Source organism: Bradyrhizobium zhengyangense (genome assembly GCF_022012435.1).
GTDB lineage: Bacteria > Pseudomonadota > Alphaproteobacteria > Rhizobiales > Xanthobacteraceae > Bradyrhizobium > Bradyrhizobium zhengyangense.
In genome coordinates, this window is the sequence record NZ_JAKLUA010000001.1 from 349,962 (window position 1) to 371,343 (window position 21,382).

Consider the following 21,382-nt stretch of genomic DNA (forward strand, 5'->3'; position numbering starts at 1 on the left):
ATCCCCCGCCCCATGTGGTCCCCCAACCCCATGGTGCGCGATCAGAGGGTGATGCCCGTGGAAGTGGCCGCCGATCGATGTCCCGCGATGTACGCGAGTTGTAGTTAGGATTCCATTCCGGATCACTACGGACTGAAAAACACTTGATCCAGCACGCGGATGTATGCGCATGCGCACGCTGCATTTGCCGCTGCACGAAATCACGCAAGCGCGCGACACGATGTCCACATCTCATGCAGCTTGCGGAACCTCGATTTCACCGGCCTGTCATTGAACTGGTCTAGCGCTGCTCTCCGTCATCGCTGACGATCAAGGGAGCAAGTCATGTCGAAGCCGGTGTTGGGCGCCGCACTGTCCATCAAGTCGATCCCCGCTCATCGCGACTGGCTTCTCGAACGGCAGCGCGATCTCGAAATTCAGGATTTCTTCCGCGCCGATCTGCTTGACGGCGACTGGCGCACGCCCGCCGCTGAAATCAAGCAGATGCTGTCGGGCCACAGCGGGCGCCTCGGCATCCACGGTCCGTTCTGGGGCTTCAAGATCGACAGCCACGATCACCTGATCCGCCAAGCCGTGACCAAGCGGCTGCTGCAAGGCCTTGATGCTGCGGAATTCCTCGGCGCGACGCAGATGGTCATGCATTCGCCCTTCACCACCTGGGATCACAACAACCTCGATCTCTATCCTGATAACCGCGCCAACATCGTCGAGCGCGTCAAGGCGACGCTGGCTGAGGTGATCGCGCGCGCCGAGACCATCGGCTGCGAGATCGTCATCGAGAACATCGAGGACAAGGACCCGCGCGACCGCGTCCGTCTCGCCAAGGCGCTCGAAAGCAGCAGGGTCCGTGTCTCGCTCGACACCGGCCACGCCAACTACGCCCACATCTCCACCGGTGCGCCGCCCGTCGATTATTACGTCGAGACCGCCGGCGACATGCTGACGCATGTGCATCTCCAGGACACCGACGGTTTTGCCGACCGCCACTGGGCGCCGGGTGAAGGCAACATCCCCTGGGTGGCCGTGTTCCGTGCGCTCGACCGGCTGAATTCCAATCCGCGGCTGATCCTCGAACTGCGCAACCATGACGACGTCCGCAAGGGTGCGGCGCATCTCGCCGCGCTCGGTCTCGCCGAATAACAGACATCAGAGGGCAGGGTCACCGCCATGAGCAAGCTTACCCGTCGTACGATCCTTAAGTCCGGCGGTGCCGCCGCCGGCACGCTGCTGCTGCCACGCTTTGCGATTGGGCAGGCCGACAACCGTCCGTCGGTGACGATCGCGGTGCAGAAGGTGACCAACGCCAACGTGCTCGACGTGTTGCGCGAGCAGTCCAACGTCGGCGAGCGCGTGTTCTTCTCATCAATCTGGGAAGGCCTGATTTCCAAGAACTGGCGCGGCAATCTCGAGGCCGTGCCCGGTCTTGCCACCGAATGGCGCCGCATCGACGACCAGACTGTGGAAGTGAAGCTGCGCCAGGGCGTGAAATTCCACAATGGCGACGAGCTGACGGCCGAGGACGTTCTCTTCACCTTCAGCCGCGAGCGCATGTTCGGCGAGACCGAGGCCAAGAGCCGCAGCACCATTCAGGCGTTCGAGAAGATCCCGATGCCGAAGCCCGGCAAGGAATTGCCACCCGACGTGCCCGCGGTTGCGCGCCGCATCTGGCCGGACCTCGTGCGCGTCGACGCCGTCGATAAATACACAGTGCGCTTCTACAACGCGACGCCCGACGTCACCATCGAGGGCCGGCTGTCGCGCTTTGGCTCCGACATCGCCAACCGCCGCGCCTGGGACGAATCCGCAAGCTATCTCGACTGGGCGCGCAAGCCTGTCACCACCGGTCCCTACAAGGTCGTCGAGCTCAAGCCCGACGTGTCGCTGACGCTGGAAGCGCACGACGAATATTGGGGCGGCCGTCCGCCGCTCAAGCGCATCCGCTTCCTGGAAGTCCCTGAAGTGGCGAGCCGCATCAACGGGCTACTCTCGGGCGAATATCAGTTCGCCTGCGACATCCCGCCGGACCAGATCGCCGGCATCGAGAAGAATTCCGCGTTCGAGGTGCAGGGCGGCACCATCCTCAATCACCGCCTGACGGTGTTCGACAAGAACCACGCCGTGCTCGCCAACCCGCTGGTGCGCCGCGCCTTCACCCACGCCATCGACCGGCAGGCCATCGTCGACAGTCTGTGGGCCGGCCGCACCCGCGTGCCGAAGGGCCTGCAGTGGGAGTTCTATGGCGACATGTTCAACGCCGATTGGGACGTGCCTGCCTATGATCCCAAGCTCGCGCAGGATCTGTTGAGGCAGGCGAACTACAAAGGCGATCCGATCCCGTACCGCCTGCTCAACAATTACTACACCAATCAGGTCGCGACCGCGCAGGTGCTGGTCGAGATGTGGAAGTCGGTTGGTCTCAACGTTGAGATTGAGACCAAGGAGAACTGGTCGCAGATCATGGAACGCGCGCCGACGCGTGCGGTGCGCGACTGGTCGAACTCGGCGGCCTTCAACGATCCGGTGTCGTCGCTGGTTGCCCAGCATGGTCCGAACGGCCAGCAGCAGCAGATCGGCGAATGGACCAACGCCGAGCTGAACAAGCTCTCCGAGTTCCTGGAGACCTCGACCGACCGCGCGGCACGCAAGAAAGCTTTCCACCGGATGCTGGAGATCGCCGAGCGCGAGGACCCCGCCTACACGGTGCTGCACCAGAACGCGACCTTCACGGCCAAGCCGAAATCGATCAAATGGAAGGCGGCCCCGGCGTTCGCGATGGATTTCCGCGCCGGCAATTTCGAGGCGTAGGGCGGTGACGCCGCTCATCAGCATCCAGGGCTTGAGCGTTGCCTTTGGCGGCGTGCCGGTCCTGCGGGGCGTCGATCTCGCGCTTGGCAAGGGCGAAGCTCTCGGCCTCGTCGGCGAGTCCGGCTCGGGCAAATCAGTCACGTGGCTTGCCGCGCTTGGGCTCCTGCCGCGACATGCTGATGTCTCGGGCTCCGTCCGGCTCGACGGACGCGAGCTGCTTCTCGCGCCGGCCTCCGAGCTCGACAAGGTCAGGGGCGGGAGGATCGCCATGATCTTCCAGGATCCGGCGAGCGCCCTCAATCCGGTGCTGACCATTCGCAAGCAGCTTTGCGAAGCCTTGGCGCTGCATCGCGATCTCTCCGGTGAGGCCGTGAAGGCGGAAGCGCTGCGGCTGCTCAACCTCGTCGGCATTCCCGACGCGGCGCGGCGGCTCTCCGCCTATCCGCACGAATTCTCCGGCGGCCAGGTCCAGCGCATCATGATCGCGATGGCGCTTGCCGGAAATCCTGACCTGCTGATCGCGGACGAGCCGACCACCGCGCTCGATGCCACCATCCAGGCGCAGATCCTCGAACTGCTCTCCACCATCCGCCGGGAGATGAACATGGCGATGGTTTTGATCAGCCACGATCTCGGCGTCGTCGCCGAAAACTGCGACCGCGTTGCCGTGATGTATGCCGGCCGCATCGTCGAGCAGGCGCCCGCCAACCAGCTCTTCGCCGACCCCGTCCATCCCTATGCGCAGGGCCTGATCGGGGCGCTGCCGCCGCTCGACGGGCCGCACCGTCGCCTAACCGCCATTCCCGGCGCGGTGCCCGATCCGGCGCACATGCCCGGCGGATGTGCCTTCGCGCCACGCTGTGCGCTCGCAACTGAACCGTGCGGCCTTGCCGCGCCGACTCTTGCGCCGATCGCCGACGACCGCACCGTTGCCTGCATCCGCGCCGAGGCCTCGCGCCGCGCGCTGCTCGGGATCGCCGCCGAATGAACCCGCCGCTCGTCGAGGTGTCCTCGATCTCACGCAGCTATGCGATGCGTTCCGGGATGTTCGGACGCAGCACCGCCGTGCACGCCGTTGACGGCATATCGCTGACGATTCCCAAGGGCGAAACACTCGGCCTCGTCGGCGAGTCCGGCTCGGGCAAGTCCACGACGGGACGCATCGTGCTGGGCCTTGAGCCGCCCGATCGCGGCGAAGTGAGGTTCGAGGGCAAGCCGATGGCGGCGCTCGGAACGCCAGCGTGGCGCGCGCAACGCGCCCGCATGCAGATGATTTTTCAGGATCCGCTGGGCGCGCTGGACCGACGCCTGCCGGTCGCGACCCAAATTCGCGAGCCCCTGGATATTCACGGCATCGGCACACCGGACGAGCGCGAAGAGCGGGTCCGTGAATTGTTCCGGGCGGTCGAGCTGACGCCTGCCCATGGCGCGCGTTATCCCGGAGCGCTCTCCGGCGGCCAGCGCCAGCGCATCGTGTTGGCGCGGGCGTTGGCGACGAAGCCGGATTTCCTGGTCTGCGACGAGCCGGTCAGCGCGCTCGACGTCTCGATCCAGGCCCAGGTGGTAAATCTGCTCTGCGATCTCCAGGCGCAGCTTGGGCTGACGCTGCTGTTCATCAGCCACGATCTGCGCGTCGTCAGGCAGATCAGCAATGTCGTCGCCGTGATGTATCTCGGCCGCATCGTCGAGATCGGCAGCGCCGACGATCTCTTTGCGCGCCCAGAACACCCGTACACGCAAGCGCTGGTCTCAGCGTCACCCGCGCCCGGTCGCCGCAGCGCGGGTCGCATCATGCTCTCAGGCGATCCGCCGAACCCGGCGGCACGCCCGCAAGGCTGCGCCTTCCACCCACGCTGCCCGCGCGCCATCGCGCGCTGCGCGAGCGAGGTGCCGCCACTTTCCGCGGTCGGCGGCGACAGGCAGGTGGCCTGCCATCTCGTCACGGGCGCCCAAACGCGGGATGCCGCGTGATGGGACGCTATTTCGCCATTCGAATCGGACGCGCGGCGCTTACGATCGTGCTCGTCGTCACCTTCGCCTTCGTCGTGCTGCGTCTCTCGGGCGATCCCGCGCTGATGATCCTGGGCCCCGAAGCGCCGCCGGAAGTCCTCGCCGCCTTCCGCAAGGCCTGGGGCCTCGATGACCCCATCTGGTTTCAGTACCTCGATTACTTCGGCGCCATCGCCAAGGGCGAGCTCGGCCGCTCCATGCGCGACGGAAGGCCCGCGATGGAGCTCGTGCTGGAGCGAATTCCGGCGACGCTGGCGCTGACGCTGCCGGCCTTTGTGTTCAAGGTCGCGCTTGGCATTCCTGCCGGAATCTATGCCGCGCTGCATCGCGGTTCGGCCATCGATCGCGCCGTGATGATGACGGCGGTTGCCGGCTTCACCGTGCCGAGTTTTGTCCTTGCGCTGCTGCTGGTGCTGATCTTCGCCGTGCAACTCGGCTGGCTGCCGTCAGGCGGACAGGACAGCTGGCGTCACGCTATCCTCCCGATCGCGACACTCAGCCTTGGCGGGGCCGCGGTGCTCGCACGTTTCACCCGCAGCGCGATGCTGGAAGTGCTCGGCCAGCCCTATATCCGCACGGCGTCGGCCAAGGGCGTGCCGTGGCGCAAGGTCGTGACCTCGCATGCGCTGCCAAACGCGGCGATCCCGACCGTGACCATTCTTGGCTTTATGATCGGCTCGCTGATTGCGGGTGCGGTCGTGGTCGAGAGCGTGTTTGCCTGGCCGGGGGTAGGGCGGCTGCTTGTCGTCGCCGTCGCCAACCGCGATCTCGCGGTCGTGCAGTGCATCTTGCTGCTGGTTGCACTGACCATGGTGACGTCGAACCTCGTCGTCGACTTCCTTTACGGCTTCCTCGATCCGCGCTTGCGCGCCAAAGGAGCGCATGCATGACCGAGGCAACGCTGAAGGACACCGCTGTCAGCAGGCGCATCAGCCTGCCGGCGATCCCGATCTCGGTTACGCTCGCAATCACCTGGATCGTCGCGATGCTCGTCATCGCGGCCTTCGCCGAGAAGTTCACGCCCTATGGCTACACGCAGTTCGATCTGCGCAATCGCCTGGCTGCCCCGGGCAATGTCGCGCATTGGCTCGGCACCGACGAGCTCGGCCGCGACGTGCTGTCGCGCCTGCTCGTCTCGATCCGCATCTCGCTGCTGATCGCATTCGGCGCGACCGCGATCTCGGCCGTTGCAGGAACCACGCTCGGCTTCCTCGCCGCGCATTTCCGCGGTTTGGTCGAGCAGCTCGTGCTGATGCTGTCCGATTTCCAGGCCAGCATGCCGTTCCTGATCATGGCACTCGCCGTGCTCGCCTTCTTTGGCAACTCCCTGCCGCTCCTGATCGGCCTGATGGGCCTGTTCGGCTGGGAGCGCTACGCCCGCATTGCGCGGGGCCTTGCCATCTCCGCCAATGCGCAAGGGTACGCCGCTGCCGTCCGACAATTGGGGGCGCGGCCTTCGCGGATCTATCTCAGGCACATCCTGCCGAACATCGCCTCGACCCTGATCGTCTCGACGACGCTTGTTTTCCCAGAGGTGATCTTGATGGAGTCGGGCCTGTCCTTCCTCGGCCTGGGCGTGCAGCCGCCGATGACCAGCCTCGGCAACATGGTCGGCTACGGCCGCGAGTATTTGACCCGGGCGCCCTGGATCATGCTGGCGCCGGCCACGACGATCGTGGTCACGACGCTGGCGGTCTCCGTGATCGGCGATTGGCTGCGCGATAAGCTCGATCCGACCCTGCAATAGGGGCGCGTCGGGAGCAGGGGAGGCCTGCACCGGGCCAATCCGGGGGTGTCAGGGGCAAGTTCCCGTTGCGCCTGACCACCCCGTGCGCTATCCGGCCGGAAAGGCCTGAGGCGGCTCCAAATTTTCCGCCCGGCCGGTCAACCCCGAGGACGGAAACCGCCATGCCAGCCTATCGCTCCCGCACCACCACCCACGGCCGCAACATGGCGGGCGCCCGCGGCCTTTGGCGCGCGACGGGCATGAAGGACGGCGATTTCGGCAAGCCGATCATCGCGGTCGTCAACTCCTTCACCCAGTTCGTGCCCGGCCACGTCCACCTCAAGGACCTCGGCCAGCTGGTCGCCCGTGAGATTGAGCAGGCCGGCGGCGTCGCCAAGGAATTCAACACCATCGCGGTCGACGACGGCATCGCCATGGGTCATGACGGCATGCTCTACAGCCTGCCGTCGCGCGAGCTGATCGCCGACAGCGTCGAGTACATGGCCAACGCCCATTGCGCCGACGGCCTCGTCTGCATCTCCAATTGCGACAAGATCACGCCCGGCATGCTGATGGCCGCGCTGCGTCTCAACATCCCCGCCGTGTTCGTCTCGGGCGGCCCGATGGAGGCCGGCAAGGTCAAGCTGCAGGGCAAGACCAAGGCCGTCGACCTCATCGACGCCATGGTCGCCGCGGCCGATTCCAAGGTCAGCGACGATGACGTCAAGGTGATCGAGCGCTCGGCGTGCCCGACCTGCGGCTCCTGCTCGGGCATGTTCACCGCCAACTCGATGAACTGTCTCACCGAGGCGCTTGGCTTGGCGCTGCCCGGCAACGGCACTGTTGTCGCGACTCACGCCGACCGCAAGCGCCTGTTCGTCGAGGCCGGCCACACCATCGTCGATCTCGTGCGCCGCTACTACGAGCAGGACGATGCATCCGTGCTCCCGCGCAACATCGCGAACTTCAAGGCGTTCGAGAACGCCATGACGCTCGACATCGCGATGGGCGGGTCGACCAACACCGTGCTGCATCTGCTCGCCGCAGCCCACGAGGGCGAGGTGAAATTCACCATGCAGGACATCGACCGCCTGTCGCGCCGCGTGCCCGTGCTCTGCAAGGTTGCGCCCTCGGTCGCCGACGTGCATGTCGAGGACGTGCATCGCGCCGGCGGCATTTTGGGCATTTTGGGCGAGCTCGACCGCGCCGGCCTGATCGACACCTCTGTTACGACCGTGCACGCGCCGACCATGAACGAGGCGCTCGAGCGCTGGGATATCAAGCGCTCCAAGAGCGAAGCGGTGCGGACCTTCTATCGCGCCTCGCCCGGCGGCATCCCCACCCAGGTCGCCTTCAGCCAGGACCGCCGCTACGACGAGCTCGATGCCGACCGCGAGAAGGGTGTCGTGCGCAGCATCGAGCACGCCTTCAGCAAGGATGGCGGTCTCGCCGTGCTCTACGGCAACCTCGCGCAGGACGGCTGCATCGTGAAGACCGCGGGCGTCGATTCTTCGATCCTGAAATTCTCCGGCCCCGCGCGCGTGTTCGAGAGCCAGGACGCGGCCGTCGAAGGCATTTTGGGCGGCAAGGTCGTCGCCGGCGAGATCGTCGTGATCATCTACGAAGGCCCGCGCGGCGGCCCCGGCATGCAGGAGATGCTGTATCCGACCAGCTATCTGAAATCGATGGGCCTCGGAAAGGCTTGCGCACTCGTCACCGACGGGCGTTTCTCCGGCGGTTCGTCGGGCCTGTCGATCGGTCATCTTTCGCCGGAAGCGGCCGAAGGCGGCAACATCGCGCTGGTACGCACCGGTGATCGCATCGCCATCGACATCCCGAACCGCAGCATCAACCTCGAGATCTCCGACGAGGAGCTCGCCAGCCGCCGCGCGGCCGAAGAGGCGAAGGGCGATGCCGCCTGGCAGCCGGCTGCGCGCAAGCGCAACGTCTCGACTGCGCTGCAGGCTTATGCCGCGCTCACCACCAGTGCTGCGCGCGGCGCCGTGCGCGAAGTGAAGCGCCGCAAATAGGCGCATCTTCCGTGGGTGTGATCGCAACTCTTGCGCTCACGCATGGTCAACAAGTTCTGAACGGCCGGCGATAGCCGGCCGTTCGCATTAAGGATGCCCCAACGAACTTCGGCAGAGATGAGTTTTGCGGCGTATAATGCGGCCACCTTCGCAAATCCATTTCGGGCAATTGGGGCGCCACATAATGTCTCGTAGTCTTGCTGTTGTCTTCTCTACAGTCGTCGCCGCGTTTTCGATGACATCAGCGGCTTCTGCCGGCTGCTATAATTGCTACGCGCCGCCGCAGCCGTGCACGACCTGCTATCAGCAGCAATACGTCGCGCCGCAATACCGCACCGTCGATGAGACCGTGATGGTATCGCCGGGGGCGACCGTGGCGCACCGCACGCCCGCGCAGTACCGCACCGTGATGGTTCCGCAGACCGTGATGGTGGCGCCGCCGGGTGTGCAGTACGAGCGCATCCCGCCGCAATACGCCACACGCCAGCGCGTCGAGATGGTCTCGCCGGGTTATTCCTATTATGCTCCGGTGCAGCCGGCTTGCGGCCATTGCGGCTACTGAGCCGACATCGTAACGGACGGATTTGGCGCGGGGCTCTCATGGGGCGCCGCGCTTTTTTTGTCCGTTGCCAAGGAGAAATGGATCGCTTTGAAAGACGACGGCCCGCTTATCCGGTCTCTACCAGATTCCGTTCATGGAATGGCCACCTTGTTCGACACCACTATTCGGCGCCGCAGCCGGTCGATGAGAGCGATGTAAACCGCCCTTGGCCGACTCGCTTCCGGAATCGAGAACCAGAACTCTGAGAGAAGGGACGGATCTGTGAAGCCGCAGAATCCATAGAGCCTCTGGCCTCTGGCGTTGTAGATCTCGACCCAGGTGCGAGATGCAGAGGTATTGAGCCCGCATGGTGGCAGCTTTGGCGAAGCTGCAAAGAGCGCGGGCGAGTAATCGCTCCAGTTGACCACCCTCAGCCCGACGATAAGCGTGGGTCCGAAAATCACTTGCCCGGCAAACTGCAGGACGGGACGTGGAAACGGCTGCGCCAGCGCGGGCGTCGCAAATCCAACCAAAAGCACCAGGGCCCAAAGAATTCGCTTCAGCCTCATATTGATCCTCCCTCGAAGGCGTAGGGCCACGCTAGCGACGACCGACGGAAGCCCATTGATCCCGGTCAACGGAGAGGCGGTTCCTTTTGGCGGCGAAGCAACTACGGATCGGTCGCGATGACACCCTCCTTCCGAAACAGGGCTCCTGATGGCGCCCGAATCTCGATCGCGCCGCCAAGGCCAAACTTCGCGTTGCCTTCCCGAACGGCCTGCGATAAGCGACAGCCAGGTTTGGAAGGGTGGCCGAGTGGTTTAAGGCACCGGTCTTGAAAACCGGCGTGCCCGCAAGGGTACCGTGGGTTCGAATCCCACCCCTTCCGCCAGTATATTGTTCTCCACTGTTCACCGCCCCTCGTGGCCAAGATATTGCAATATCAGAAGAATTTCCCCTGCGCGCCACGCTTGGAGTGAGTGGCTACGGTTGCAAGCTACAAATAGATTCGCTGCCACTTGGAATTTTGAGGGGCCACCCGGCATCCGGCGCGCTAGCTCGGACGTGACCCCATAAATCTTGAGTAGCCGGCGGACGCATAAGATCTGTTCACGTTGGCGCGTAGTGAACTCCCGAAGCAACGGCCCGCGGCGTGCCAGCGTTGACAATCGCTAACGCACCGCGGTTGCAACTGCGGCTACTGCTGCTGGAAGCGACCAAGCCCAGTCACCTGCCGCCGAAACCGCTACTGCGGCAACGACGCACCCCAGGAGGAAACCGAGTAGGCGATGAAGCGAGTGACTGAGCGGCGTTGAATCTTGCGGCAGCAGAGGGTTGTGCACGGCAAGCAGGTCCATAGTCGACAAAACGGCGTTGGCCAGATTGCCGGTCATCACCGCTGTCGAGATTGCGCCGGGCACTGCGAGACGGAGGAGCGCGTATTGGCAGGCCATGGCCGACACGGCCAACAGCGCAGCCGCACCGGCCCGCAATCCAACCGGATCGGCAGATGGCTTGGCGATGACGCTGAAGATCAACAGCGTAGCTAGCATGAGGAATTGAACGCGAAGCAACAGCTGCGCCAGGTTCGAGCCGCGACGGCCGGAAGCTTTGGCGACCATCCAGATGACCGCCAGGGCCAGCATGAAAACAGGGACCGCCAACAGCTGCGCCCAGTGAAACGAGCCGCCGTCGATGACAACGGCAGCGGCTAGCACGATATTGCCGGTCACGTGGGCAGTGAAGATATGACCCAGCGTGAAGAATCCGGTGAAGTCGACCATTCCGGCGATGACGCTGAGCAACGGCGGCAGCCGCGCCTCCAGGCGCGACAGCTTCGCTGCATCATTCGCTAAATCCACGGGCCGTTCTAATATGGGGCTGTCTTGAGCGAACATAGACCAGCAGTTCCAGTTGAGCTTCAGCGGCTCCATCGACCTCAGGTCTGGTGACCGGGGTCGTACGGCTCCGTCCTAGAAGCCAGCGCTTTGTCCGCCATCGACATGCAGGATTTCGCCCGTGACGAAGCCGGCAGTTTCAAGATAGAGGACGGCTTCGACGATTTCGTGGACCTCGCCCATGCGCCCAATTGGATGCTGCTTCGCGAGGACATCATACATCTCGGGCCTGTGCATCGACGTCTTGGTTGCCCCGGGGGCCACAGCGTTGACGCGGATTCCCTTGCTTGCGTACTCGATTGCAAGCGACTTCGTCGCCGCATTCAAACCACCCTTCGTCAGGGCCGCCAGTGCCGACGGCGCGCTGCTACTGACGTTCTCGTCGAGGCTGCTCGTGATCTGCAAGATATGCCCGGACCCGCGCCCTAGCATTTGCGCGGCAGCACGTCGCGTCACGTGGAAGAAGCCGCTGAGGTTGATCGATAGCATCCTGGAATAGTCGTCGTCGGTATACTCAATGAACGGCTTTCCGATGAAGATGCCGGCATTGTTCACAAGCGTGTCGATGCGACCGAACCGATCGAGTGCCTGCAAAACAATTTGCTCTGCCGTCGTCGGGTCGCCGATGTCGCCGGATACTGCGAGAATATCCGGATCCGGCGACGGCTTGATCGAGCGGGCGTTCGCAACCACACGGTAGTTTCTGTCGCGATATGCCTCGACCAACGCCTCTCCGATACCCCGCGAGGCGCCGGTGATGATTGCAACTTTGCGTTCTGTGTCCATGATGGCTTCCGTTCCTGTTCTTCGACTGCTGCTTCAGCTATTGCGCGGTCCAGCCGCCGTCGACCGAAATCGCGGTGCCCGTAATCTGGTCTGCCGCAGCGGAACATAGGAAGGCCACTGTGCCTCCAAGCTGCTCCGGGGAGACGAACTCCGAGGACGGCTGTTTCTCGCCCAGCAGTGCCTTTGCGGCATCCATCTGGCTGATGTTCTTCTGCGCAGCGATGTCGCTGATCTGCTTTTCGACCAAGGGCGTCCGTACCCATCCAGGACAGACTGCGTTGCAGGTCACGCCGGTGCCGGCCGTCTCCAGGCCAACCACCTTGGTCAGGCCGATCAAGCCGTGCTTGGCCGCCACGTAGGCTGCCTTGTGGGTCGATCCGACCAGGCCGTGCGCGGAGGCGATGTTGACGATTCGCCCCCAGCCCTGCTTCTTCATCTCGGGGACCGCCGCCGCGATGCCGTGGAATGCGGCCGACAGATTGATGTCCAGGATCGCGTGCCAGTTGGCGGGCGGAAACTCTTCTACGGGTGCGGTGAACTGGATGCCGGCATTGTTCACGAGGATATCGAGGCGCCCGAATGTCTCGACCGTCGTGGCGATCAACCGGCGTACGGCGTCGCCCTTCGACATATCGGCGCCGTCGTAGACGACGCGCACCCCGTGCTCGCGCTCGATCCCGCCGCGGATCGCCTCGATCTCACTTGCGTCGCCGAAGCCGTTCAACACAATGTTGGCGCGAAGCCTGGCGAGCTGCCGGGCGATACCGAGCCCGATTCCGCTGGTCGATCCGGTAACGATTGCGACTTTGCTTTTCAACATTTGACGTCCTTTCAGTGCTTGGAGGTGGTTGTCGTCTTGGTCGGTCAGTGGCCGCCGCCGGCTTCGATATGGCCGGGTTTCGTGAGCATGAGCGCTGCTGCGAGGGCGACGATCTGCGAGGCGCCGAGCAGATAGAAGGTGTCGCTGAAGCCCAGGATGAATGCCTGCTTCTGGATGATCTTGCCGATCGCGACATAGGCCCGATGAGCCGCATCGACGCGGTCGATCACGCCGTGATTGATGAAATATTGCGTGAGCTGCTCGAGCCGCGTGCGGGTCGCGTTCTCGAACATCGAGACGGATTGCGTCAGGATGTTGGAATGATACTGCTCGCGCTTGGTCAGAAGCGTCTGAAGCGCGGCAATGCCGATGGCGCCGCCGAGATTGCGCATCATGTTGAACAAGGCCGATGCCGATCCGGCGTTCTCCGCCTCGACGCCCGACGTCGCGACGGCCGAGAGCGGGGCGAAGACCAGGGCCTGACCAAAGGCGCGGATGACGTTCGGCCATAGCAGCTGGTCCGCCGCATAATCGTTGGTCATGAAGATGTTCATGAAGTTGGACCCCGCGAACAGTGCAAAGCCGACGCCGATCACGATGCGCGGATCAAGGCGCTTCAGCAGCTGCGGCACCAGCGGAATCAACAGGAGCTGGGGAAATCCGGTCCACGCCAGCACCATGCCGATCTGCTCGGAATTGTATCCCTGGATGCGGGACAGATAGACCGGCAGGACGTAGACGGAGCCATACAGCGCGACGCCGAGCAGAAAGTTCGCGAGCACGCCGAAGCCGAAATTGCGACGGAACAGGATGCGGAGATTGAGCAACGGCTTCTTCGTCAGCAATTCGATCACGACGAACAGCGGCAGAGCGATAGCGGCGACAATTGCGAAATGAACGATGAACGGCGAGCCGAACCAGTCATCCTTGTTGCCTTCCTCCAGCACGGTCTGCAGCGCCGACAGGCCGATCGCCATCGTGATGATGCCGAGCCAGTCGCCTTCGCGCAGCAGCGACAGCTTCATCGGGCCGGGTTCGAGCGAGACATAGAGCATCGCGATCATGATCGCGCCCGGCACGGTGTTGACGTAGAAGATGTATTGCCAGCCAAGATTCTCGGTGAGATAGCCGCCGATGGTCGGACCAATCGCGGGCGCGAACGTGGCTGAGATCGCGAACATCGCGAGCCCGATCGGTTGCTTCGCCTTGGGAAGCAAGGTGATGATCAGCGTGAACGCCATCGGGATCAGGACGCCGCCCGTGAACCCTTGCACGGCGCGCAGCACGATCATCTGCGGCAGGTCCTGGGCCAAGGCGCAGGCCGCCGAGAACACCAGGAACAGGAGGGCGTTGGTCAGCAGGTAGATGCGGATCGAGAACACCTGGGCGAGCCAGCCGGAGAGTGGAATCACCACGATCTCGGCAATCAGATAGGAGGTCGAGATCCAGCCGCCATCATCGATGCCCGCACCGATCCCGCCCTGGATATCGGCCAGCGAGGCATTGACGATCTGGATATTGAGAACCGCCATGAAGGCGCCGAGCGTGGCGCCGATCACGGCAAGCCAGGTCTTGGCGGAGACGGCAGGCGTTGCAGCTTCTGGCTCGCTGGCCGGAACGTCGTCGAGGGTGGTGTTCAACGTGGTCATGGTTGTTCCTCGTCACGTGCGACTGAGCGGCGCGCGGTTGCTCAGCTGCGGGGCTTGCCGTCGCGCGAGGCGAGCTGCTTCCCGGCTGCGCGCTCGGCGACCACCGTCGACTTCGTGTCGATCGTCGGCACGGCCGACATGCCCGGACGCAACAGGCCTTTCAGGCCATGGCCGTCGAGTACGATCTTCACCGGCACGCGCTGGACGATCTTGGTGAAATTGCCGGTTGCGTTATCCGGCGGCAACAGCGCGAATTCCAGGCCACTCGCGGGGGACAGGCTGTCGACATGACCCTTCAGCACGGTCGATTCGAAACTATCGACGTATAGCTCGACGGGCTGGCCGCTACGCACGTGGGTGAGCTGTGTTTCCTTGAAATTGGCGACCACATAAACCGCATCGAGCGGCACCACGGCCATCAATTGCGTGCCGGCCTGGACATATTGGCCGACCCGGAGCGAGCGGGCACCGATCGTTCCATCGACCGGGGCTGTGATCCGGGTATAGGACAGGTTCAGCGCTGCCTGCTGCTCGACCGCACGGGCGCGATCACGCTGTGCGACGGCCTGCGCGCGCTGGGTCGCAAGCACCTCGACCTTCTGGTTGGCGGCGATCAATCCAGCTTTACCTTGCTGCAGCTGCGCGGTCTGCGCCCGCAGCGCCGCGTCGGTCTGCTGGGCGCGCTGGATGGTGCCGGAGCCCGACTTCATGAGATCGTCGTAGCGGGCTCTCTCTTCCTTGGCGAACTTCAGGTTCGCCTCGGTGGCCTCCACCGCAGCGGCCTGCTGTTGAATCAACGGCTGCTGCAGCGCGATTTGCGCGTCGAGATTCTTCACCGCGGATTCCGCGGCAGCGACGTCGGCCTTGGCCTGGCTGAGGGCTGTCCTGAAGTCGCGGTCGTCGATCCTTGCCAGCAGCTGGCCGGCCGTCACCGACTCATTGTCCGTGACCAGCACTTCCGCGATGTAGCCCGATACTTTCGGCGCGATGATCGTGGAATCTGCTTTGACGTAGGCGTCGTCAGTCGTTTCCAGATAGCGGCCGGTCGTGAAATAGTAATGGCCGAAATGGGCTGCGGCAGCGACGCCGAGCGCCGCAGGGAAGGCGATCGCCGCTCGCCTGATCGCCTGTCGCGACGGACGCAGCTTCAACTTCGCCGTGGGATCTGCAACGTAATAGGCGTTCGACATGGCATTCTCCGAATGACCTGATCAAGGGCAGTTAGGCGACGAGCTGGAGCAGCCTAGTCGCGGCGATGGACGTCATGGGTGACGATGCCGAGCTCCGGGTCGGGCGGGTCCAGGCGATTCGGGTCGGCGAGGGTGCGGCGGATGTCGTCGAGGCCGCTCTGCCAGTGGGCGCGCATCGCGCTCAGGCCGAATTCGTAGTCTCGCGAATGGCCCTCGTGGCTCTTGGTCTGATAGATCAGATGAACGATGTTGTAGGCGCGCTGGCGTGCCATCTCGGCGATGGCGCACATCTCGGGATCACGCATTGCGGATTCCGGCAACTTCTCGATCGTCCGCTGCAGCGCCTGACGCATCGTCTGCATCCGCAGCGCCTGATCGGTGACGTTGCGGGTACGGCTGGAATACTGGATGTCCTTCTGCCGACTCGACACCTCCATCATGTCGTAGGGAACGCGTCCCTTGGCCGACCAGAGGTCGATCTGGAACGTCAGCGTGTCGCACGGCTCGCCGGACAGCACACGGGAAAGGGGGGTGTTGGAGACTACGCCGCCGTCCCAATAGTGCTCGCCTTCGATTTCGACGGAGGGGAAACCCGGAGGCAGCGCGCCCGACGCCATGAAATGTTTCGGTCCCAGCCGGCGCTCGGCGGTGTCGAAATAGGTCAAATTGCCCGTGCGGACATTGACCGCGCCGACGCTGACGCGGACCTCGCCCGAATTCAGTCGATCGAAGTCGACTAGCCGCTCCAGCGTTTGTTGCAGCGGCGCTGTGTCGTAGAAGCTGGTCGCTGCGTCGCCGGAGAACGGCGACCAAAGCGGCGAGGGGAAGCGCGGCCTGAAGAATCCCGGCTGGCCCTGCACCAACGCCCGCGTCGCAGCCAGCGCGTTGCGGATCGAGCGAATGTCGAACGCAAAGGGCAGGGCATTGGCCAGTCCTTCGCCGGCCGGCCACTCGATCGAGAAAGCACAGATGGTTTCCCAGAACTCGCGCAGCCGCGCGACGCGCTCGGCCTCGGGTGAGCCCGCGATGATGGCGGCGTTGAGCGCGCCGATCGAAATGCCGGCCAGCCAGTTCGGCCGGATGCCGGCCTCGTGCAGGCCCTCATAGACGCCGGCCTGATAGGCGCCGAGTGCGCCGCCGCCTTGCAGCACGAGAGCAACGACATCATAAGGCAGTGATTTGTTCGACTGCGCCACAGGGTTGCTCTGCTCGCGCATCATGTTCAGCATTTTGATGACTCCCGATGGCATGGATGACGTTCGATCAGCCAGTGCTCGCATCGGCCAGGCTCTCTGCGTGGCCGTGGCGGCGCGTGGTCGCGCTTGACGCGAGATAGTCGTGGACCACGGTGCCTAGCCCGAGCGTCAGGTCGGCGACGACATGCTTGGCCGACAGCACCTGGAGGACCGGCAGCTCGGCGACCGGAGCAAGCGCATGCGAATACAAGTCGAGCGCAGCCGGCCCGGTCCATGCGCCCTTCACGGTGATGTCCTCGAGGTGGTAGCGCACCAGCTCGCAGATGCGCGGCGCGCCGTCGACATGCGGAATGATCTTGAGCAGGAAGTTCGGCGCGGTGAGCTTCTTCGCTTCCATCGCGGCGTCGAGCGCGCGATGCTTGTAGCCCATCGTGCCGGTTGCGATGCGGACCGAGCCGTAGTTCAGCGTGCCGACCAGCGTGTCGATCTCGACCGCGAGCTTCGGTTGCGCTAGCTTCTTGGGGAAACCCCACAGCTCGCGTCCGCCCGCGATGGGAGGGTGATCGTTGAGAAACATCTGATGCGTGAAGCTACCGGTCTGGCCCTGATAGGACACCGGAATGACCTGGCCACTTTCGGTGTAGTCGCCAAAGCCGGTGGAATCGGGCATGCGGATGAATTCGTAGTTCACCACCGGCTCGGTGATTTCGAGCGGAGCCGGCACGATTCGGCGCAGCGCCTCGGGATCCGTTCGGTATTGGATGATGAAGTATTCGCGGTTGACGAAGCGATAGGGTCCGGGTGGGAAGGCCGGATTGGTCAGCGGCATTGCAAACGCAGTTGTGCGCACGGTCTCGTGTTTCATCGGTCTGGCTCCAGATTTACGGAAGACGACGGGCCGCGCTCTGAGGTTCGCGGCCCGATCGATTGACACGGCTAAAGTTCGCCGACGTGCTCGGGATCGGCCGCCGCCAGTGCCGCAGCGCGTTCGGCCGGCGGCGGATAGATCCAGACGGTGTTGATCTGCTGCTTGGTCTTCTTTGCTTCCGCGCCGACCAGTTTCAGCGTTCGCTCCCACCCAAGCGTGAAGATCGCGCCGGCCTCCCCGAGGTCGAGACAGGTGGCGTAGGCTTCCTGGTGGTATGGCTTGGTCGGAATTCCCAGAAGCTCGGCGGCTGCGTTATTGCCGGCAAAGGCACCCATCCGCAGGGCATGCTGGCACGACATCAGGGCGTAGTTTCCAATTCCGTCGCACGCAGCCCTGGCGGCGTCACCTGTGGCGAACACGCCAGGCACCGACAGCACGCGCAGATCGCGGTCGACCAGCAGCCGGCCGAAATTGTCCCGCTCGGCCGGAATCTGCGCGGTCAACGGCGCGGCGCGCATGCCGGCGGCCCAGATCACGGTCGCACTCGCGATGTGCTCGCCACTCGACAGCGTGACGCCGGACTTATCCAGCGACGCGACGCCGACACCAACCCGGGTCTCGACACCGAGATTGCGGAGGGACTCCTCGATGACGGGGCGCGGGCTCGCGCCCATGTCGGGAGCGACCGCACTGTTCCGCTCGACGATGATGACACGGGGTTTGGCATCCTTGCCGAGGATCGCGCGGAGTCGTGACGGCATCTCGGTCGCCACCTCGATTCCCGTGAAACCGCCGCCGGCCACAACGACCGTGTCGCGCGCCGCGGATTGCCGCTGATGCGCCAGGGCGTGCAGATGCCGGTCGAGCGCGATCGCGTCGTCGAGCTGGTCGACGCTGAAGCCGTGCTCGGCGAGGCCGGGAATATTCGGGCGGAACAACCGGCTGCCGGTGGCGACGATCAACCGATCATAGGGAAGCGTCTTTCGTGCGCCCTTGGCCGCAACGATCTGCACGGTGCGGGTCTTGCTGTCGATCGTCTCGGCGCTGCCCTGCACGTAGTCGACGTCGATCGCGTTGAGGACGTCCAGCAGAGGTGCCGTCAGGGTCTCAGGCTTCGGCTCGTAGAGCCGGGGGCGGACCACCAGGGTCGGCTCCGGTGCAACAAGCGCGATTTCGAGAGCCTCGGGCGAGACGCCCTGGATGTCGCGCAAACGGGCTGCGGAAAGGGCGGCGTACATGCCGGCAAAGCCGGAACCAATGATGACGAGTCGCATGTGGTGGTCTCCTGTGGTTTGTGGTTGCTCGGACTTAGGCGCGTTGCCGCCGCCGCCTCTCGTTGGCGGCAAGGCTTTTGCGATCGATGATGACGCGAAGAGGTGGAACGAAATCGCGTGGTCTTACCGGGAAGCGCAACTCGACATCGAGGACTTCAGCGGGAGCCAGCGGTTGCGAAACATCACCGGCTGAGCTGCGTTCGGAAGCCAGTCGGCGTAGGGCCGAGCGTCGTCCGTGGTCATGATCGACATCACCGGAATGGCCCTCTGCATGGACTGAGCCGGAATTTCCATCTGTTCGCCGGTTGCCGAGGTGAAGCGGACGGCCAGCGAAAGGCCGTACAGGATCGTGGTTGCGGCAATTCTCCTTCGCGGTACGAATGCAAGAAGGCTGATGAGGGTTCTCGAGGCCATCGTTTGTCTCCGTATTTGGGAGCGTAGGGGACCCTGAACATCTACCTGTCCGGAGCTGCAATTGCGCCAGAGCGATTGCGGCACCTGCAGAGCGATTGTCATTACCGCGTGCGTCGTCGCCATTCGCTCGGGGTTTCGCCGGTCAGCTTCTTGAACGCCGCCGCAAACGCAGTTTGCGAAGCGTAGCCAAGCTGTTCGGCTACTGAAGCGATCGCCACGTCGCTGTCGCGCAGCATGTTCATGGCCCGCTCGAGCTGGTTCTGGCGCAGCCAGGCATGAGGCGACAGTCCGGTGCTTTCCCTGAAGGCCCGGCAAAAGTGGAAGCGCGACAGCCCGGCATCGGACGCGAGCGCGGCGAGGGACACGTCAGCATCGCTGTCCGAGCGCAGTCGCTCGATGGCACGTCGCAGCGCATGGGGAGAGAGCCCGCCCGCGATTGGCTCCTGCGCAGTCGGCGTGCCGGAGTGCTCTGCCAGGAGACGCGTCGCTATCAGATCCGTCAGTTGCTGTCTGAATAGAGCATCCAAAGCTGCATTGCCTTGCAACACGTCGGCCGCACTCATCAGCAGTTCGAAAGTGAGGGAATCGAGATATGCAGTTCTTTCCAGAAGATCGCCGGGAGCGGGTGCATTGGCTTCACGCGAAACGCGTTCGAGGGTTGCGGGCGGAAGATAGAGCTGGATGACGTCCACAGAGCCGGGGATATCCCATCGCGCGCTTGTCCCGGCCGGGATGATCGTCACCACTCCGGAACGCGCCGTGCCAATCGCAACCGACCTGCCGATGCGCCGCTCGAGGCGTTGGACCCCGGTGGGGTAAGCCATGATGACGTGGTCGGCCATGGGTTCGACCACATCGTGCAGGGCGCCATGCTTCCAGTGCGCGATTGCGCCGTTGGAGGGGTCGGAAGCCATCTGGAGCGGTGCGGTCTTGAGGACGCGCGACATCTCCAGATCGGCGGGACGCCGGTCACCGACCGGCAACTCGCGCTGGCGACCGCCAGGCGCAACCAGCAGAGCCCTCAGAGGATCGTTCAAGATCTCGTTGCTCATGGCGCTATCCTCGCATTCGGAAACGGGCTTCGTTACCTGCGGAGCGATTGATGCTAACGGACGCGCTGTCGCCAATCGCTTGGCGTTTCGCCGGTCGATCGCCGGAATGCCGCGGCGAAGGCCGTTTGCGAGGTATAGCCGAGCTCCGCTGCGACCGAGGCGATGGTTGCGTCGGTGTCGCGCAGTATGTTCATGGCCTGCTCGAGCCGGTATTGCCGCAGCCAGGCATGAGGTGAAAGACCGGCGCTCTCCTTGAAGGCACGGCAGAAATGGAAGCGCGACAGGCCGGCGTCAGAAGCCAGCGCATCGAGGGAGAGGTCCGCCTCGCTGTCCGAGCGCAAGCGTTCGATCGCACGGAGCAAGACTTTGGGCGAAAGCCCGCCCACGACCGGCTGGAATGTCGTTGGCGAGCCGGTGTGTGCCGCCAGGAGGCGCGTGGCCAGGAGGTCTGTCAGTTGGAGCCTGAACAGCGTATCGAGGGCTCCATTGCCGTTCAGCACGCCGGCTGCACTCAGCAGCAGTCGGGACGTAACGGGGTCGGGGTGTGCCGTTCGCTCGAGGAGATCGGTCGACGAGGTCCCGGCTTCGTCGGCGACGCGCTTCAGCGAGGCATGAGGAAGATAGAGCTGAACGACATCGACGGATTTCGGAATGTCCCATCGGGAGCTCGATCCTTCCGGAATGATGATCACGACGCCGCGACGGAACGTTCCTTTGGCAACCGAGCTTCCGGTCCGCCGCTCCATGCGCTGGACCGTGCCATTGTAAGCCATGACGACGTGGTGGCTCATGGGTTCGACCACGTCGTGCAGCGGTTCATGTTGCCAGTGGGCGATCCCTGCACCGGAAGAGTCCAATGCCATGTGCAGAGGTGTCGTGTGGAGAACGCGAGCCATCTCCGCATCGGCAGCAAGCCGCTCGGCAGTCGGCATGTCCGCCTCGCGCGTCCTGGCCGCGACCGGCAGAGCCTTGACTGGATCGGTAATCGGCTTGCTCATGGATATTGCTCGCGTCGAGAACAACCTGTGCTCCGCTTTCGCCGGCCTATACGTGGCCGCCGAGGCAGGCTCCTTGTTCCGTGCATGATGATGGGAAACAGCGCGCAGCGGTATCGTGCTGCCGG

At 64.0% G+C, this 21,382-nt stretch carries 20 protein-coding genes and 1 tRNA gene; 9 read left to right on the top strand and 12 right to left on the bottom strand.

Annotation, left to right across the window (positions count from 1 at the left end; all coding sequences use genetic code 11):
• Positions 1 to 324 precede the first annotated feature (324 nt).
• The 8 genes from L6637_RS01720 to L6637_RS01755 all read left to right on the top strand — a co-directional run bounded on the left by L6637_RS01720 (position 325) and on the right by L6637_RS01755 (position 9,133).
• Positions 325 to 1,140 carry a sugar phosphate isomerase/epimerase family protein gene (locus tag L6637_RS01720; RefSeq protein WP_237868859.1) on the top strand — a complete coding sequence of 272 codons (816 nt, stop codon included), beginning with the start codon at positions 325 to 327 and terminating at the stop codon, positions 1,138 to 1,140.
• Between the two features lie 27 nt (positions 1,141 to 1,167).
• Complete coding sequence (locus L6637_RS01725) at positions 1,168 to 2,805, top strand: ABC transporter substrate-binding protein (RefSeq protein ID WP_237868860.1); 1,638 nt, start codon at positions 1,168 to 1,170, stop codon at positions 2,803 to 2,805.
• Positions 2,806 to 2,809: 4 nt separating this feature from the next.
• Positions 2,810 to 3,793: an ABC transporter ATP-binding protein gene (locus tag L6637_RS01730; protein ID WP_237868861.1), complete on the top strand. Its 984-nt coding sequence runs from the start codon at positions 2,810 to 2,812 to the stop codon at positions 3,791 to 3,793.
• A complete protein-coding gene (locus L6637_RS01735) occupies positions 3,790 to 4,776 on the top strand; it encodes an ABC transporter ATP-binding protein (protein WP_237868862.1) in 987 nt (328 codons plus the stop codon). The genes L6637_RS01730 and L6637_RS01735 overlap by 4 nt, the downstream gene beginning before the upstream one ends.
• Complete coding sequence (locus L6637_RS01740) at positions 4,776 to 5,705, top strand: ABC transporter permease (RefSeq protein WP_237862340.1); 930 nt, start codon at positions 4,776 to 4,778, stop codon at positions 5,703 to 5,705. The genes L6637_RS01735 and L6637_RS01740 overlap by 1 nt, the downstream gene beginning before the upstream one ends.
• Positions 5,702 to 6,562 carry an ABC transporter permease gene (locus L6637_RS01745; RefSeq protein WP_237868864.1) on the top strand — a complete coding sequence of 287 codons (861 nt, stop codon included), beginning with the start codon at positions 5,702 to 5,704 and terminating at the stop codon, positions 6,560 to 6,562. Before L6637_RS01740 ends, L6637_RS01745 begins: the two co-directional genes overlap by 4 nt.
• Positions 6,563 to 6,723: 161 nt before the next feature.
• The gene (gene ilvD / locus L6637_RS01750) at positions 6,724 to 8,571 is read left to right on the top strand and encodes a dihydroxy-acid dehydratase (RefSeq protein WP_237868866.1); all 1,848 of its coding nucleotides are present in this window, start codon (positions 6,724 to 6,726) and stop codon (positions 8,569 to 8,571) included.
• 235 nt (positions 8,572 to 8,806) lie between these two features.
• Entirely contained in the window at positions 8,807 to 9,133 is a 327-nt protein-coding gene (locus L6637_RS01755; protein WP_128951785.1) for a hypothetical protein, read from the top strand.
• Between the two features lie 131 nt (positions 9,134 to 9,264).
• Here L6637_RS01755 and L6637_RS01760 read toward each other — a convergent pair whose 3' ends face one another.
• Complete coding sequence (locus tag L6637_RS01760; protein ID WP_237862343.1) at positions 9,265 to 9,681, bottom strand: hypothetical protein; 417 nt, start codon at positions 9,679 to 9,681, stop codon at positions 9,265 to 9,267.
• Positions 9,682 to 9,914: 233 nt separating this feature from the next.
• On the opposite strand from L6637_RS01760, the gene L6637_RS01765 reads away from it, so the two are divergent.
• Positions 9,915 to 10,004: transfer RNA gene (locus L6637_RS01765), tRNA-Ser, on the top strand.
• Positions 10,005 to 10,284: 280 nt separating this feature from the next.
• On the opposite strand, the gene L6637_RS01770 is transcribed toward L6637_RS01765, so the two are convergent.
• The 11 genes from L6637_RS01770 to L6637_RS01820 all read right to left on the bottom strand — a co-directional run bounded on the left by L6637_RS01770 (position 10,285) and on the right by L6637_RS01820 (position 21,191).
• The gene (locus tag L6637_RS01770) at positions 10,285 to 11,046 is read right to left on the bottom strand and encodes a DUF1275 family protein (RefSeq protein WP_237868868.1); all 762 of its coding nucleotides are present in this window, start codon (positions 11,044 to 11,046) and stop codon (positions 10,285 to 10,287) included.
• A gap of 39 nt (positions 11,047 to 11,085) precedes the next feature.
• Complete coding sequence (locus L6637_RS01775) at positions 11,086 to 11,796, bottom strand: SDR family NAD(P)-dependent oxidoreductase (RefSeq protein WP_237868869.1); 711 nt, start codon at positions 11,794 to 11,796, stop codon at positions 11,086 to 11,088.
• A gap of 37 nt (positions 11,797 to 11,833) precedes the next feature.
• Positions 11,834 to 12,616: a 3-hydroxybutyrate dehydrogenase gene (locus L6637_RS01780; RefSeq protein WP_237862346.1), complete on the bottom strand. Its 783-nt coding sequence runs from the start codon at positions 12,614 to 12,616 to the stop codon at positions 11,834 to 11,836.
• A gap of 44 nt (positions 12,617 to 12,660) precedes the next feature.
• Positions 12,661 to 14,265 (bottom strand): MDR family MFS transporter, encoded by a 1,605-nt coding sequence (locus L6637_RS01785; protein ID WP_237862347.1) that lies wholly within the window; start codon positions 14,263 to 14,265, stop codon positions 12,661 to 12,663.
• A 41-nt stretch (positions 14,266 to 14,306) separates the two neighbouring features.
• Positions 14,307 to 15,455: an HlyD family secretion protein gene (locus L6637_RS01790; protein WP_237868870.1), complete on the bottom strand. Its 1,149-nt coding sequence runs from the start codon at positions 15,453 to 15,455 to the stop codon at positions 14,307 to 14,309.
• A gap of 53 nt (positions 15,456 to 15,508) precedes the next feature.
• Entirely contained in the window at positions 15,509 to 16,684 is a 1,176-nt protein-coding gene (locus tag L6637_RS01795; RefSeq protein ID WP_237868871.1) for a DUF3734 domain-containing protein, read from the bottom strand.
• Between the two features lie 34 nt (positions 16,685 to 16,718).
• Positions 16,719 to 17,516, bottom strand: coding sequence for an acetoacetate decarboxylase (locus L6637_RS01800; RefSeq protein WP_237868872.1), 798 nt, complete (start codon positions 17,514 to 17,516; stop codon positions 16,719 to 16,721).
• Between the two features lie 71 nt (positions 17,517 to 17,587).
• A complete protein-coding gene (locus tag L6637_RS01805) occupies positions 17,588 to 18,793 on the bottom strand; it encodes an NAD(P)/FAD-dependent oxidoreductase (RefSeq protein ID WP_237868873.1) in 1,206 nt (401 codons plus the stop codon).
• A gap of 123 nt (positions 18,794 to 18,916) precedes the next feature.
• Positions 18,917 to 19,207 (bottom strand): hypothetical protein, encoded by a 291-nt coding sequence (locus tag L6637_RS01810; RefSeq protein WP_237862352.1) that lies wholly within the window; start codon positions 19,205 to 19,207, stop codon positions 18,917 to 18,919.
• A 101-nt stretch (positions 19,208 to 19,308) separates the two neighbouring features.
• The gene (locus L6637_RS01815) at positions 19,309 to 20,259 is read right to left on the bottom strand and encodes a helix-turn-helix transcriptional regulator (RefSeq protein WP_237862353.1); all 951 of its coding nucleotides are present in this window, start codon (positions 20,257 to 20,259) and stop codon (positions 19,309 to 19,311) included.
• A gap of 53 nt (positions 20,260 to 20,312) precedes the next feature.
• Entirely contained in the window at positions 20,313 to 21,191 is an 879-nt protein-coding gene (locus L6637_RS01820; RefSeq protein ID WP_377802680.1) for a helix-turn-helix transcriptional regulator, read from the bottom strand.
• Between the last annotated feature and the right edge of the window lie 191 nt (positions 21,192 to 21,382).